The 14,630-nt window shown below is 59.7% G+C and carries 13 protein-coding genes; 4 read left to right on the top strand and 9 right to left on the bottom strand.

Translation table 11 applies throughout. The annotated features are described in order from the left end of the window. Positions 1–87: 87 nt before the first annotated feature. Positions 88–999 (bottom strand): LysR family transcriptional regulator, encoded by a 912-nt coding sequence (locus tag CCX46_RS03735; RefSeq protein WP_127925756.1) that lies wholly within the window; start codon positions 997–999, stop codon positions 88–90. 108 nt (positions 1,000–1,107) lie between these two features. Then, entirely contained in the window at positions 1,108–1,698 is a 591-nt protein-coding gene (locus CCX46_RS03730) for an NAD(P)H-dependent oxidoreductase (RefSeq protein WP_038357444.1), read from the bottom strand. A gap of 184 nt (positions 1,699–1,882) precedes the next feature. Between CCX46_RS03730 and CCX46_RS03725 the strand changes: the two genes are divergently transcribed. Next, positions 1,883–2,197 carry a putative quinol monooxygenase gene (locus CCX46_RS03725; protein ID WP_127925755.1) on the top strand — a complete coding sequence of 105 codons (315 nt, stop codon included), beginning with the start codon at positions 1,883–1,885 and terminating at the stop codon, positions 2,195–2,197. Here CCX46_RS03725 and CCX46_RS03720 read toward each other — a convergent pair. Next, positions 2,187–2,951 (bottom strand): sulfite exporter TauE/SafE family protein, encoded by a 765-nt coding sequence (locus CCX46_RS03720; protein WP_127925754.1) that lies wholly within the window; start codon positions 2,949–2,951, stop codon positions 2,187–2,189. The two genes, CCX46_RS03725 and CCX46_RS03720, sit on opposite strands and share 11 nt — an antisense overlap. Positions 2,952–3,170: 219 nt before the next feature. On the opposite strand from CCX46_RS03720, the gene CCX46_RS03710 reads away from it, so the two are divergent. From CCX46_RS03710 to CCX46_RS03700, 3 genes are all read left to right on the top strand, one after another. After that, positions 3,171–4,052, top strand: a complete 882-nt coding sequence (locus tag CCX46_RS03710) for a LysR substrate-binding domain-containing protein (RefSeq protein WP_127925752.1) — start codon at positions 3,171–3,173, stop codon at positions 4,050–4,052. A gap of 55 nt (positions 4,053–4,107) precedes the next feature. Continuing rightward, entirely contained in the window at positions 4,108–4,683 is a 576-nt protein-coding gene (locus CCX46_RS03705) for an NAD(P)H-dependent oxidoreductase (protein WP_127925751.1), read from the top strand. Positions 4,684–4,879: 196 nt separating this feature from the next. Next, positions 4,880–5,290: a MerR family transcriptional regulator gene (locus CCX46_RS03700; RefSeq protein WP_127925750.1), complete on the top strand. Its 411-nt coding sequence runs from the start codon at positions 4,880–4,882 to the stop codon at positions 5,288–5,290. 69 nt (positions 5,291–5,359) lie between these two features. On the opposite strand, the gene CCX46_RS03695 is transcribed toward CCX46_RS03700, so the two are convergent. From CCX46_RS03695 to CCX46_RS03670, 6 genes are read right to left on the bottom strand one after another with little or no spacing between them, the layout of a single operon-like run. Beyond that, complete coding sequence (locus CCX46_RS03695) at positions 5,360–7,975, bottom strand: efflux RND transporter permease subunit (RefSeq protein ID WP_127925749.1); 2,616 nt, start codon at positions 7,973–7,975, stop codon at positions 5,360–5,362. Between the two features lie 33 nt (positions 7,976–8,008). Further along, a complete protein-coding gene (locus CCX46_RS03690; protein WP_095119577.1) occupies positions 8,009–8,845 on the bottom strand; it encodes an outer membrane lipoprotein-sorting protein in 837 nt (278 codons plus the stop codon). A gap of 57 nt (positions 8,846–8,902) precedes the next feature. Further along, positions 8,903–10,201 (bottom strand): DUF1302 family protein, encoded by a 1,299-nt coding sequence (locus CCX46_RS03685; RefSeq protein WP_127925748.1) that lies wholly within the window; start codon positions 10,199–10,201, stop codon positions 8,903–8,905. Positions 10,202–10,203: 2 nt separating this feature from the next. Beyond that, the gene (locus tag CCX46_RS03680; protein ID WP_127925747.1) at positions 10,204–10,968 is read right to left on the bottom strand and encodes an SDR family NAD(P)-dependent oxidoreductase; all 765 of its coding nucleotides are present in this window, start codon (positions 10,966–10,968) and stop codon (positions 10,204–10,206) included. Beyond that, the gene (locus CCX46_RS03675; protein ID WP_127925746.1) at positions 10,965–11,702 is read right to left on the bottom strand and encodes a 3-oxoacyl-ACP reductase family protein; all 738 of its coding nucleotides are present in this window, start codon (positions 11,700–11,702) and stop codon (positions 10,965–10,967) included. Before CCX46_RS03675 ends, CCX46_RS03680 begins: the two co-directional genes overlap by 4 nt. Positions 11,703–11,711: 9 nt before the next feature. Next, a complete protein-coding gene (locus CCX46_RS03670) occupies positions 11,712–14,582 on the bottom strand; it encodes an aminotransferase class III-fold pyridoxal phosphate-dependent enzyme (RefSeq protein ID WP_127925745.1) in 2,871 nt (956 codons plus the stop codon). Positions 14,583–14,630 lie beyond the last annotated feature (48 nt).

The raw sequence follows: 14,630 nt of genomic DNA, 5'->3' as shown, positions 1-14,630 counted from the left end.
TGAGTAAGTGATGGGACGAGTATCTGCCCGTGAGCCGGAGGGAAAAACCCGCCCTCGACCAATTCACTCTTGCGCAGGGATCACGAATCAGCCCTTGAAATCGGCGCTGGCGTAAGCGGCGAGTTTGCTCTGGATGAAGTCGAGAAAACACTGAATGCGCAGCGCCAGTTGCGAGTTCCGGTAGTACACCGCATTGATCGGCTGGCGATAGCCGCTGTTGAATTCGCCGAGCAGGACTTTCAGGCGCCCGGCACGGATGTCGTCGATGGTCATGAAGTGCGACAGGCAAGCGATGCCCTGCCCTTCCAGCGCCAGATGGCGCACGGTCTCGCCGCTGGAGGCGCTGATTGCCGGGGTGATCGGCCAGCGGTCGCCGTGCACATAGCGCAGCGGCCATTGATTGAGGCCTTCGTTCTGGGTGAAGCCAAGCAAGGTGTGTTCGCTCAGATCGGCGACTTGCTGCGGCGCGCCATGTTTTTCCAGGTAGGCGGGGCTGGCGACGATCAACAGCGGGCTGCAGCCGAGCGAGCGCGCGTGCAGCGTCGAATCGGCGAGAGTGCCGATACGGATGGCGATGTCGGTGCTTTGTTCCAGCAGGTCAATGATCAGGTCATTGCTGTTGAGTTCGAGCTGGATGTCCGGATAGAGCCGACGGAATTCGTCGATGTACGGGACCACCGCGTGGAGCATGAACGGTGATGCGGCATTGATCCGCAAGCGCCCGGATGGGGTTTGCTGGCGCGAGGACAGGCGCTCTTCGAGTTGCTCCATCTGATCGAGAATCAGCTTGGCTTGCTCAAAGAAATACTTGCCCTCCTCGGTCAGGTCCATGCGCCGCGTGGTGCGATTGATCAGCGTGGTGTCGAGCTTGGCTTCCAGCCTCGACAACGTGCGGCTGACCGCCGACGGCGTTTGCCCGACCTGTTCGGCGGCGGCGGAGATCGAACCGCACTCGATCACGCAGACGAAAATCTGCAACTCATCGGATCTGGCTTTCACGGGTGTCCTCTTTGAGATCGCCAAGATCGCCGATGACTGCAACTCTCTGTAGGAGCTGCCGCAGGCTGCGATCTTTTGCTGTTACCACCGATAGTAGCCCGAAACCATTCAGCCCTTGAGACCAAACACCTCGGTCAAATGCTGCTCATAACGCGCCACATCAGCCTCGATGTTCGGACGCTTCATCACGTCGACACAGAGGAACGTCGGCAACCCGGTCATACCGAGAAACTCGTTGGCCTTGTGGAATGGGAAGTACACCGCGTCGACACCTTTGGCCTCAAAGAAATCAGTCGGGTCATCAAAGGCCTGCTGCGGTGCATTCCAGGTCAGCGACAGCATGTATTGCTTGCCCTGAATCAGGCCACCGCTGCCGTACTTCTGCGAGGCGTCGGAACGGGTGCGGCCATCGCTGGCGTAGAGGCTGCCGTGGCCTTCGGTGAAGACTTCGTCGAGGTACTTTTTCACCGTCCATGGCGCGCCCATCCACCAGCCAGGCATCTGATAAATGATCACGTCGGCCCAAAGGAATTTGGCCACTTCTTCAGCGACGTCGTAGCCCTCGTCGATGAACGTGGTTTTCACATCGACACCGCCACGATCGAGCACGCTCAGCGCGGCCTCATGCAGGGTGGCGTTGTAGCGACCGTCGGAGTGAGCGAATTTCTTACCGCCATTGAGCAACAGCACTTTTTTCATGAGAAAGCCTCGGCGCAGCCAGTGGGCTGGATGGAGAAGGGAAACTGGAATGGCGGCAGGTTAACGATCCGCCTCGCGCGGAATAAGGCCTGATTGCGCAAAATACATTTGATAAAAAGGCACGAATCTATCGTCGATTGTTGCAATAACATCCGCGGCATTCTGAATTTGAGGAGTCGTTGTGATGAGTGAACGCTTGGGTTTTATCCTGCACGCCAAGACCCGCCCGGAAAAAGCCGAGGCTTTCGAAGCGCTGTTTCGCGCTTATGTCGAGCCGAGTCGCGCTGAACCGGGTTGTATCGAGTACCACATGCTGCGCGACAAGGAAGATCCGACGCTGTTCATCTTCTACGAGATCTGGGCGTCCCAGGCGCATCTCGACGTGCACTCGAATCTGCCGCACATGAAGGCATTCTTTGAGCGACGCATGGATTATCTGGAACGTGATTTTGATATCCGCCAGATTGAAATGCTCAGCGAGGCTTCGGCTAACCGCTGATCAGCAGATGGGCGCCGAGCGCGCCCAGACCGATGAAGAACACGCGCTTGAACAGCAAGGCGCTGATCCTCTGGCGCAGCCATTGACCGAGCAACATGCCCAGCACCGCCGGGATCAACGCCAGCAGCGAGGCAGTGAGTTCGCCGCCACCGAGGGCGCCGCGCCAGAGCAATCCAGCGGCCAGTGCCAACGTTGAAACGGTGAAGGACAGGCCCAGCGCCTGCACCAGTTGATCGCGATTTAACCCCAGCGCTTGCAGGTACGGCACCGCCGGGATCACGAAGACGCCGGTGGCCGAAGTGATGACACCCGTGATCAAACCGCACGCCGGACCCAGCCAGCCTTCATGACGTGGATTGACACTCAGCGTTGGCAAAAACAATCCGCTCAACGCGTAGAGCAACAGTGCCGCGCCGAGTCCGCGCACCACCCACTGCCCGCCTGCCATGCCGATCCACATTGTGCCGACGCCGGTGCCGAGAAAGATCATCAGCAGCATCGGCCAGAGGCGTTTGATCAGTCCTTTCAAATGTCCGCCGAATGCCAGTTGCCAGACATTGGTCAGGGTTGCTGGAATAATCAGCAATGCGGCTGCCTGCGACGGCGCCATAGCCAGACCGAGCAAGCCCATGGCAACGGTGGGCAGGCCGAGGCCGATGACGCCTTTGATCAGGCCGGCGAGGATGAAGGTCGTGATGACCAGCAAGGACAGGGCTAGACCGAGGTGTTGGTAGAAATCTGTGAGTGTGTTCATGGCGCTACTCTGCGCCAGTCCGGGTTGGCTGAAAATCTGCCATATACTGAGGGTGCCTCTCTTTTAGCAAGAGGCTGATTTTTCCATTGAGTCTTCTGGCCCCTTCGCGAGCAGGCTCGCTCCCACAGGGGATTTGTGTACGACACCCATCCAATGTGGGAGCGAGCCTGCTCGCGAAGGGGGCCGCCCAGACACCACAAAAACCAGAGGCTGCCAACCATGCACTTCGACCTCACCGACCTGCGCCTCTATCTGCACATCCTCGACACCGGCAATATCACCGCCGGCGCCGCCCGCAGCCATTTATCCCTGGCCGCCGCCAGCGCCAGAATCCGCGCCATGGAAGCCTCGCTCGGCAGCGATTTCCTTGAGCGCGGCCGCCGTGGCGTCACCCCGACGCCCGCCGGCAAAGCCCTCGCCCACCATGCGCGCATCCTTCTGCAACAGGCCGAACGCATGCAGCAGGATCTGGCCGACTACGCCCAAGGCGTCAAAGGTCAGGTGCGCTTGCTGTGCAACACCACGGCGATCACCGAATACCTGCCGGAAGTACTCGCGGACTTCCTCCGCGATCATCCCAATCTCGACATCGACTTGCAGGAGCTGCCCAGCGCGCGCATCACCCACGCCTTGCGTCAGGGCGCGGCGGACTTGGGCATCGTGTCTGACGCGGTAGACACCAGCGGCTTGCAAACCCGCGCGTTTCGCGATGATCCACTGGTAATGGTTTTACCGCCGGGTCATGCCCTGGCGAGCCGCGCCTCGCTGACGTTCGGCGAAACCCTGGCGCATGACTACGTGGCGCTGGGCGCCAACAGTGCACTGGCGATTCATCTGGAGGAACAGGCCCTGCACATCGGCCAGCGCATGACTATCCGCATCCGCACCGATGGCTTTGACGGTGTCATGCGCATGGTCGCTCGCGGCGCGGGCCTGGCCATCGTGCCCAAGATTGCCGTCGAGCGTTGGGCCCCCCTGCATGCGCTGATCTGCCGTCCGCTCGACGACCTCTGGGCGAATCGCACCTTGAAACTGTGCGCGCGGGATTTCGCGCACCTGCCCGGTTACGCCCGTGCCCTGCTCGATGCGCTGATACCTTGACTCTACCGCTAGGGGCAGACTCTATCCTGCAGGCTTCATTTCAGGAGTACACACAATGAGCAAACGAATGCTCGTGATTCTGGGTCACCCCTCCACCGACAGTTTTTGCGGGGCATTGAGCGAGACCTACGTGCAGGCGGCCAAAGACGCCGGGCATGACGTCCGCCTGTTGCGCCTGGACGCGCTGGCGTTCGACCCGGTTCTGCACGAGGGTTACAACAAGATTCAGCCACTGGAGCCGGATCTGCTGCAAGCCCAGGCCGACATCACCTGGGCTGAACACCTGACGTTTGTCTATCCGATCTGGTGGGGCGGGATTCCGGCGTTGCTGAAGGGATTTGTCGATCGGATTTTCCTGCCCGGTTTCGCCTTCAAGTATCGCGAAGGCAAAGCGTTCCCGGACAAGCTGCTCAAGGGCCGCACTGCGCATCTGCTGGTGACCATGGACACGCCGTACTGGTATTACAAATGGGTCTACGGCATGCCGGGGCTGCATCAGATGCGCAAGACCACCCTGGAATTCTGCGGGATCAAGCCATTGAAGACGCTGACCTTCGGGCCAATTCTAGGCTCCAAACCGAAACAGCGCGAAAACTGGCTGGAGCAAGCCCGCGTGAGCGCCGCCTGCTGACGTAACACGGCTGAAACACTGACGGCGCGTGGCCGTCGTCAGTCCGTCTGCGGGTTCCTGTCGGTGCCCGCCCGTCGCCTGTGCGCGTCTTTTACGCACAGCTGCAATCTTGTGATGCTATTGGACATATAATCGCCGCCGATCAGGCATGACGCCTGATTGCGCTAGCTATGTTTGACCATCGAGACGGACCTTTATGTATATCGGCAAAGCCGCCCAGCTGTCGGGCACCACTGTCAAAAGCATTCGCCACTACGAAGAAATCGGCCTGTTGCCCGAGCCCAAGCGTGAAGGCAAATACCGCATCTACAGCCAGCAAAGTGTCGAGGTGTTGACGTTCATCAAGTGCGCCCAGCAACTGGGCTTCAAGCTCAAAGAGCTGCAGGTGATCCTCAACAACTACCGCGGCGACGAATTCCCGTGGGACATGGCGCAACGAGCCATTGCCGAAAAAAAAGCCGAACTGGTGACCCAGATCGGCGATTTGCAGCAATTGCACGACGGCCTCGAAGCGTTCGAAAGCAACCTCAACGATGCGCGCCAGGAATGCCAGTTCGAGCGCATTGCCCGTTATGGCGAAAAAAACCCGGTCAATACTCTGAACTGAAATCCCTGCTGCGCCGCATGACCGGGCTCGCCTGTCGTCTCAGGGCAGGCGCGCCCGGTCGTTGGCGAGTCAGCCCGGTACCACCTCCCCTTCTGTGCGCAGCGCTTGAACCGGCGCATGCACCGGCGCAATCGCCGCAAAGAACCACGGCGATACCAGCGTCACCAGGACAATGGTCATGACCCCGCTGGAAAACAGCGCCATCGCCACCAGTGCGCCCAGATCGACAATCGGTTTGAAGTCGGAAAACAGCAGCGCCATGAAGCCTACCGAGAAGATCACCACGTTGATCACCGTCGAACGGCCGACGCTGTGCATCGCCTGCAAAATAGCCGCGTCGATCTCGATTCCCTGCTGCACCAGCAACTTGATGCGCGACAGCAGGTGCACTGCGTAATCGACCACACCGACCACCAGGAACGTCACCAGCGTCGTGCCGATGTTCAGCTCGATGCCGAACAGGAACATAAAGCCGTAGACCGTCACCGAGGTGGTCAGCAAGGTCAGCATGCCGAGCACCCCGAGGCGCACCGATTTGAGCCAGTACATCATCATCAGCGTAACGACCAGCAAGGCCAGGGAAAAACTCAGCACCTGGCCCTGAGTGATTTCCTGCAGTACGCCCGTCCAGATCAACGGCGTGCCGGCGTGGGTCACCTCCAGGTTCGCCGGTTTGTTGATCAGCAGCCAGGCATCGAGGCGGTCGAGCATGCCCTGATAGTCGCTGGCGACCGACGAGGTCATGGTGTACAGGGTCAAGGCCTTGGAGAAATCGGCGTTGAGCACGTTGTTCAGGTCCGAACCGCCACCGTTTTCGAACAGCATCACGTGCTGCTCGATCAGCGAATTGCCCGGTACTTCAAAACGCTCGACCTGCCCGTCGTCATTGACTGACGTGACCTTCTCCACGGCATTCGGCACCCGCAGATAATCCGGGTTCATGTCGTTGAGCACCAGGTTCATACGCTTGACGTACGTGGCCAGGGAATAGCCGTAACTGACGTTCGGTTGCTGTTTGATGAAGTGGTCGAGCTTGTCGATGAACTGCACCACTTCGGTGGTCAGCACGCCGCGTGGTTCTTTGCTGTCGATGGCGATCCAGCCCGGCGCCGTCCCCGCCACTTTGGCGTGGTTGATGAACTGATCGGACACGCGAATGTGGCTTTCCGGCTTGAAGTAGGCGATGCCGGAGTCTTCGATATCGACGCGGAACGTGAACACCGTGGCCAGTGCCAGCAGCGGCAGCATGACCATCAGGATCGGTTTGCGAAAGCGGATCATCCAGGCACAGAACGCCACCAGATAGCGCGAGATGATCGATTCCTGGTGCACCACAGCCTTGGCTTGCTGCGGCTGATCCTTGCCCCAGATGGAAATCCACGCCGGAATCAGCAACAGCGAAATGATCAGCGCCGCGGTCAGACCGATCGACATGAACACGCCGAAATTACGGATGCTGACAATGTTGTTGGTGGTGGAAATCATGAACGTGGCGATGGTCGTCACGGTCGTCAACACCACCGGCACCACCATCAAGCGCTGGGTTTCGCGGTTGGCCTCGCGATTGCTCTTGCCGGCGTTTTTCTGCTCGTAATATTCAGCCATCACGTGGATCGCATCGGAGCAGCAAATGGTGAACAGGAACACCGGCAGCACACTGGTCAGCAGGTCGAACGGCACGCGCAATAGCGCCATCAGCCCCAACGTCCAGATGGTGCAGAACAGAATATTGAACAGCGGCAGCAGCACGCCCAGTGGTTTGCGGAAGAAGAAAATCAGTAGCAAGGTAATCAGCAAAAACACAATCGGGAACAGCACGGCCAGGTCGTGATCGATGATTTCCTGCTGCGCGGCGATGAAGATCGGCATGCCGGCGATGAAGATTTCGTCCTTGTACTCCGGGTGTTCAGCCTGATATTGCGCGACGATGCCGCGCACGATCTGATAGGCGCGCAATTGCGCCTGAGCGTCGTCCTGCTTGGTGCCGAGCTCAGCCACCAGCATCGCGACTTTCTTGTCTTTGGAAACCACCCCGTCGACCATCAATTCGTTGCCCATGATCTGCGACTCGACCACTGCCGGGTCCATGTCATAGGCATTCAGGGTTTTGTGGATCAACAGCTCACCGTCGTCGGTCAGGACGATGTTTTCCAGGTCGCCCATCGAGGCCATTTCGCGGATCGGGTTGATCCGCTCGGCGAGAAAGGACAGGAACAGCTGATCATGGGAATCCCAGTTCTGACTCTGGGCATGATCACGCAAGGCCTTGGCGTTGGCGTAATCGTTCTGCGAAAAACCGCCGTCGAGAATGTCCCGGGTCAACAACTGCGCACGGCTGTCGTCCGGGTGCCGGGCAACGATCTGCGCCAGCTGATCCTTATCGGCATCGTTGGCCAGAATCATCTTGCGCACTGATTGCGACATCGAAAACAGCGCGTTGAGCGTCGATTTGTTGAACACCGTTTGCGGGTTGTTCAGCGCCACCATGACCGAGTCGAACGTGCCGGTGAATTCACCCTGCAAATCGATGATGGTCTTGCGCGCCGGGTGGCTTTCCTTGAGCAGGTAAGGGTTGGTGTCGGACACCAGCGCGCCCAGCGTATAAGTGAAATACGCCGTAATCGCCACCAGCAGGAAAACAATCGCCCGCGCATAGCGCTCGACGAAATTCAGATATCTTTCCATGATCATGCGGTTCCAGGTCGTCGGGGTCGGCGCTTAGCGGGCAGACACGGCAAATTCCGGCAGGTCACCGGTTTTCAGCCCGCGTTTGATGGCGGTCTGGGTGAAGAGGCGATCTTCCAGCGAGACGTTGTACTGCAACTGGTTGAAGCGCATTTCCGAGCGCGTGCCGTCGATGAAGTGCTCGGTTTCACTGAGCACAATGCTGTCGATCGAATCGATGGTCGCGACTTTCTGCGTGCGCATCTGCTTGATCAGCACACCTTTGACGTCGAAGAAATCCTGACGCATGACCAGGAAATTCTGCTTGTCGATCCACACCTTCAGCTTGTTGTAACCGGTCTTGGCCAGCACCTCGGGGGAGGCTGGTTCGCGCTCGATCACGTAGCAGTCGCGGCCCTTGATCTGTTCTTCGCCGACGAGTTTCTGCGAGTAGTCTTTGACGCGGATCTTGTCCAGATCGGCATACGAGTACTCACTGCCCATGAACGAGCCGCGCTTGTCGGTGGTGGAGATGCGGCGGGTCTGGCGACTGACCGGCAGGTACATCCACTGGCTGTCTTCCAGGCCGAGGGTTTCGTGCGGGTTTTCGATGTGGAAGGCAACGTCACGCACATCAGTCGGCGCGGAAAAGTACATGCTGAATTTGTCGCTGTCCGGGTAATCCTTTTGCAGGTAGGTGAACTCGCGAACGCGGGTATTGCCTTTCTTGTCATGCAGGATCAGCGAAACCTGGGACATGAAGCTGTTCCCGTCATTGCGATCGCGTACCTGACGGATGATCTCATCGGCATTGCCAGCCTCGGCGGCACTGGCGCAGGCGCTACCGAGGATCAGTGCGGCGGTGGTCAGACTTTTCAAAAACGGCAACATAACAACTTCCTTTTCGTTGGATGAATGCACCTGCGCGCGCGCGGCAGGCGTGATGGGTCAGAACAGATAGCCGGCCGACAGCCGCACTTGATCGCGCTTGCTGTACTCGCCGAAAGTCTTCTCGGGCTTGCCGAAGAACACGTCGACTTCCAGGCCGAGCTTGATGTAGTCGACCGGCTTGTAGGTGAAGATGCCTTGCAGCAAGGCGTCGTCCTGAAACGGCGGTGAGCCAGCGACCACCAGACGACTCTTGAGGCGGTCCTGCCAATGAGTGCCTTCGGCCGACAGGGTGAACAGCGGTTCGCGCTTGTCCTGCAACATGCCGTCCTGCCAGTCGAGCAACACCTGCTCCTGCCACTGCGCAGAGATCAGCCAGTCGCGCAGCAGGTAGTCGACGCCCAGCAGCGACTTGACCATGGGCGTGCTGTCGGCGCCGTATGCACGCGTCGGATTGGTCACTCGCCAGTTGTCGAAATACGCGACCTCGCTGCGCACCACGATGCTGTGCCCGGCGTCGATCGCCAGCCCGGCACCGCCCATGGTGTAACGGGGAAACTGCCGTTCCAGTCGCGTACGACCGTCATCGGCGAGGCCTTCGACGGCGTACACCGGGTCTTGCTGACGGGCGCTCAAGGCAACAAAACTGGTGTCCACCGCACCGATCCGGCCGTTGGCGCTCAGGCCATAGGAATAGCCCTTGTCGCCGTCATAGCCGGGCTTGGAGTCGAGCAGGAAATACTGCGGGTCCGGCGCGGCAAACAGTGGCGCGGCAAATTCACTGCCCTCAACCGGCGCCCGGTTTTTCACGAAGTCGGTGATCCACAGCGCTTCCAGTTCCCACTCGCCCAGCGGTTGCGCAAAACGCACCATGGGCACTGCGATGCGACTGTCTTCGAGCAGCGGCGTCAGGCCATCGCGATAGTCCAGCGGGTTGATCTGATCGAGCACGCGCAATTCATCCGCGCGGCCCCAGACCACTTGCTGCCAGCCCACCGTCACTTCGCCGTCACCCAGCGAATGGCCGACGTAGAGGTGCCGCCAATCGGCGTCGAAACGGTATTTGTCGCGTGCCCGTTCGCTGTACGGATTGTTGCCGTCGTAGCGCGCGTCGTAACGCACGCGGCCCTTGGCCTTGTAGTAACCGCCCTCCCAGTTGTCTTCCAGGTTGGCTTTGAAATACACGGCTTTTTGCGTGACCTGATCGTCGCCGTGCAGGCGCATGGCCGTGGCCACGCCGACTTCACCGTCGGCGTAATCGGGCTTGAGATCAGCGACGGTAAATTCGGCCATCGCGGTGGGCGCAGCCATGCACGCCCACACCGCACCCACGATGTGACTGTTGTGAAATCGAGGCATCGCTACATTCCCAACCCGACACCGCCATCGATCACCAGACTCTGCGCGGTCACCCCGCCAGCCTCGGGGCTGGCCAGGTAACGCACCATCGCCGCCACTTCTTCGCTCTGGATGAAACGGCGCATCGGCAGTTTCTTCTTCGCGTTGCGCACGATCTGTTCCTGAGTCAACCCGGCAATCGCTGCTTGCGTCGCCAGTTCACCCTGCAACATCGGCGTATCGATCCACGCCGGCAGAATCGCATTGACGGTGATCTGCCGCGAAGCGAGATCCAGCGCCAGCGCCTTGGTCATGCCGACGATGCCGTGCTTGGACGCGCAGTACGCGGTGTTGCGCACCTTGCCGGCACGGCCGAGGATCGACGACATGTTGATGATCCGCCCACGGTCGGGAATCAGCGCCAGACACAACGAGGTCACGTAGTACGTGCCGTTGAGGTTGACCGAAATCACCTTGTGCCAGTTGTGCAGATCCTCCGGCTCGTTCTCGTTGCAGATGCCGGCGCTGTTGACCAGCACATCAACGTATTCGACTTGCGAACCGAGGTTTTTAAAGAACGCTTGCATGGCCGGCAGGTCGGCAATGTTTGCTGCATGGGTTTCGACTCGCGCCTGGATCTGCTCCTGTTGCTCATCGACCCAGCGTTGCAGTTCGGCCAGATCGAGATCCAGCAGGATCAAGCGATTGTCGGCGTCGGCGGCGAAATTCTCGGCGACCGCGCGGCCGATGCCTTTGGCCGCACCGGTGATCAGAATGGTCCGGCTCATGGCATTTTCAACCCGCCGTTGACCGACAGGACCTCCCCGGTCAGGTACAAACCGCGATCGGCAAGGTACAGCACCGCTTCGGCAATTTCTTGCGGTTCCGCGTAGCGTTTGATCAGCAGACGCGACTGGATTTCTTCTTCCTGACTGCCGATCAGCGCGGTACTCATCTCGGTCTTGACGATGCCCGGGGCGACCGCGTTGACGCGAATGTTGCGCGGCGCCAGCTCCACCGCCAAGGCACGGGTCAACGATTCGACCCCGCCCTTGGCAGCGGCATAGTTGCTTTGGCCTTTGCCGGGCTTCTGCGCCGCCACCGAACTGATGTTGACGATGCAACCGCTGCGCTGACGCAACATGCCCGGCACCACCTGCTGACAGCAGAGCATCGTGCCGATCAGGTTGGTCTGGATCACCTCGACCAGGTCCCGCGCCGACATCGTCGCCAGCAAACCATCGCGGGTGATGCCGGCGTTATTGACCAACAGATCGATACGCTGGAAATGCTGATCGACCCGTTCGAAAAACGCCTTGATGCTGTCGCCGTTGCTGACATCGCACTGCAATGCCAGGCAATCGATGCCCGACGCCTGAACCTCATCGCGCAAGGCCATCGCCGCGACTTCATCGCGCACGTAACTGAACGCGATCTGATAACCCGCCCCGGCCAGGGTCTGGACAATCGCCCGACCGATGCCGCGACTGCCACCGGTCACCACTGCTACTTTATTCGGCATGACCGTTCCTTAGAGCGAGTTGTCGGTTTTGAACTGGGCGAGGCTGAAGCCGTGAGTCGCCGCCAGTGCACGAATCTGCTGCACCTGCTCACGACTGATGTCGCCATAGGAGTAGTGCTGTTTCATCCCGGACAGGCCCATCAGCACCGACTCGGCCATGCACGCGTACAACTGACCTTGCTTGAGATAGGCGCGAACGTTTTTCACCAGGCCATCGCCCAGCGGCGTCTGCACGATGCCGCCGTGCATGTAGAGCACGTCGGAGCGTTGGCTGGCGAGGTTCTGGTCAACGTTCAGCGGTACGGCGATGTCGCAGATCACGCTGTTTTCGGCGAAGTGCTCCGCGAAAAGAAACGGCTGCGGTGCGTTAGCCGCGCAGAGCACGATGCGCGCCTGTTTCAGCACATCAAGATCGTTGCTGACGGTGATGAAAGCGTTTGCGCCCAAGCGTTCTTCAACCAGTTTCGCCACACGCTGCCCCAGATCGGCACTGCTGCCGTGGGCCTGCAACAGCGCATCAATACCGTCGATTTGCTGCAAGCGACGGGCAAGACGATCGTGCTCGGCGACACCCTTGAGGATCGCGCGGGCGGCTTCGGCGTAAATCTGTTGAGCGGTTTTTTCCAGACGACGCAGGGAGCCGTCGCGGCCGCTGCCGATGAGGATCAGGTGCTCGACGCTGGTCGATAACAACGAGGCATAGGTCGAGGCGATGTTGCCCGCCGCACCGACCACCGCAGCGGTTTGCTCGCTCAGTTCCAGACCTTGCTGCTTGCAGCCCTGTTCGATGGCTTCCAGCCCCATGCCGATGGTCAGGGCGTTACCGGAGGTCAGCGCCATGTCAGGAATCTGCAAGGCCTGGCAGTTGTTGGTGACGATCGAGGTGTACATACCCAGCCCGGCGACGCTGTAACCATCGGCGCGGGCATCCTTGATACGGTTGCCGACTTCTTCGCGGATGGTTTGCAGATCACCGCTGGCGATATACGCCGCCATGGCATCGGAATCCATGCACAGCGGGTACAGGGTGAATTCCACGGCAGTGCCGAGTTTCGAGCGGATCTGCACCGGGCCGATTGGCGCGGCACGGCGCTCGGGCGCCATGCGCTTGATGAACTCACGTTTCTGTTCAGCGCTGAGGGTCGACAGTGAAGGATCGACGTCGCTGAGCATGTCCGAATCAATCAAATGGTTGATGAACGCCACGCGCGCCACCACACGCACGTTCTCGTCAGACTTTGGGAGGCTTTCGTCCTCCTTGAAGCTGACCTCACGAGCCGGCACCTGCGCGATGCTGTCGGCGCACACACCGGCCGCCAGCGGAAACGCATCACGCCGACGCAGCATGTCGCAGACTTTCTGCAAAGAACCGATCAAACCGTCAATTTCCGCAAAGGTGATGCACACCGGCGGTTCCAGACGAATCACATTGGCGTTGCTGCCGGACGGCGCCACGCGCAGGGATTCGAATTGCAGCAGGTAGCCGGCGATGATGTAGCCCAGCGCATCGTTGTACTGCGCCGAGGCCTGAACCAGTGAGCTGGTGCCGGTCAGGTCGTGCAGTTCGAAGCCCAGCAGCAAGCCGCGACCACGCACGTCGGCGATCACGTCCGGGTAGGCTGCTTTGAGTTCCAGCAGCGAAGACTTGAGGTATTCGCCCTTCTTGTTCACGTCCTTGAGCATCGCGCTGTCGTTCTCGAACAGACGGCGCAAGGCCGACAGAGCGATATGGCAAGACGCATCGTCTTCGGCAAAGGTCGAGCTGTGGATGTAGCTGAAATCGTTTTCGTAGTGGCTGGCGCGAATCACCGTCGCAGCAATCTTCATCAAGCCACCGCCCAGCGCTTTCGACAGGCAGTAGTAATCGCCCTGCAAGTTGAAATGGCTGGCACCCAGCAAAGTGCCGGTGCGGCCGAAGCCCGATTGCACTTCGTCGATGATCAGCGGGCATTGCTGTTCGTTGCACAGACGCCGCAGGCCCAGATAAAACTCATTGGCGAACTCGTTGATGCCACCCTCGCCCTGAATCGGCTCGAGCAATACCGCCGTGATCGCGCTGAATGCTTCGCGGCGCACTTGCAGGGTTTCGCCGCTCCATTCCAGGCTCAGCCAGTGACGCACGTGACGGGCCGGCAGCTCTTGCAATTGCTGAGGTTGCTGCGGGTCGATGAACTCGACGTTGAGGCCGAAACGGGCGAACGGTTTGCGGTACTGCTTGCCATAGGTCAACTGAACGGTGTTCACCAGTTTGCCGTGGAAGCTGCCGCGCACAGCCAGGAACACCGGCTCGACATGCAGCTGCGCCAGGTTGTGCTGACGCACCGCTTCGGCCACTTGGCGCACGGTGACGCAGGACAGATTCTGCGGCAGCAGACCGGCTGGCAAATCGAGATCGTCGATGTCCAGCTCGACATAAGCCTTGTCGCTGGCAACCAGATTGGCGAGGGCGAAGTCGCGCTCGTCGAATTGCGTCTGCAGGTTTTTCTGACGACGGTATTCGGCGTGCTTGACGGCGATCTCCACCGACTCGGCGCCACTGTTGGAGAAGGTCGAAATGTAGCGCTCGCTGTTGTTCAGTTCACGGTTGAACGCTTCACTGAGTTCGCGCCCCAATTGACCGGCCGCACCGCGCACCGACATCTGCGCGTTGAACGGGACATCGGCACGCAACAGGTCGACGAGTTGATCGACAAACTGCGGATCGTTGTGGCCATACAGCGCGGCGCCATAACCACCGAGGAAGTCGGTGACGGTTACTTCATCGCCCTGGCGATCGCGGTAAAACAGTTTGCTGCCCAGCGCTCTGTGGAACTGACATTCGAGGCCGAGAGCCTGCATCAATTCAACGAATTTCGGCCGTACGTAATCGCGGTAATCCATGACAGTTCTATCCCTTGAGTAAAAAATCAGCTGCGTTTCGTTGCGTGC

The sequence above is a fragment of the Pseudomonas sp. RU47 genome (genome assembly GCF_004011755.1).
Classification (GTDB): domain Bacteria; phylum Pseudomonadota; class Gammaproteobacteria; order Pseudomonadales; family Pseudomonadaceae; genus Aquipseudomonas.
This window is presented reverse-complemented; position numbering and strand designations above follow the sequence as displayed.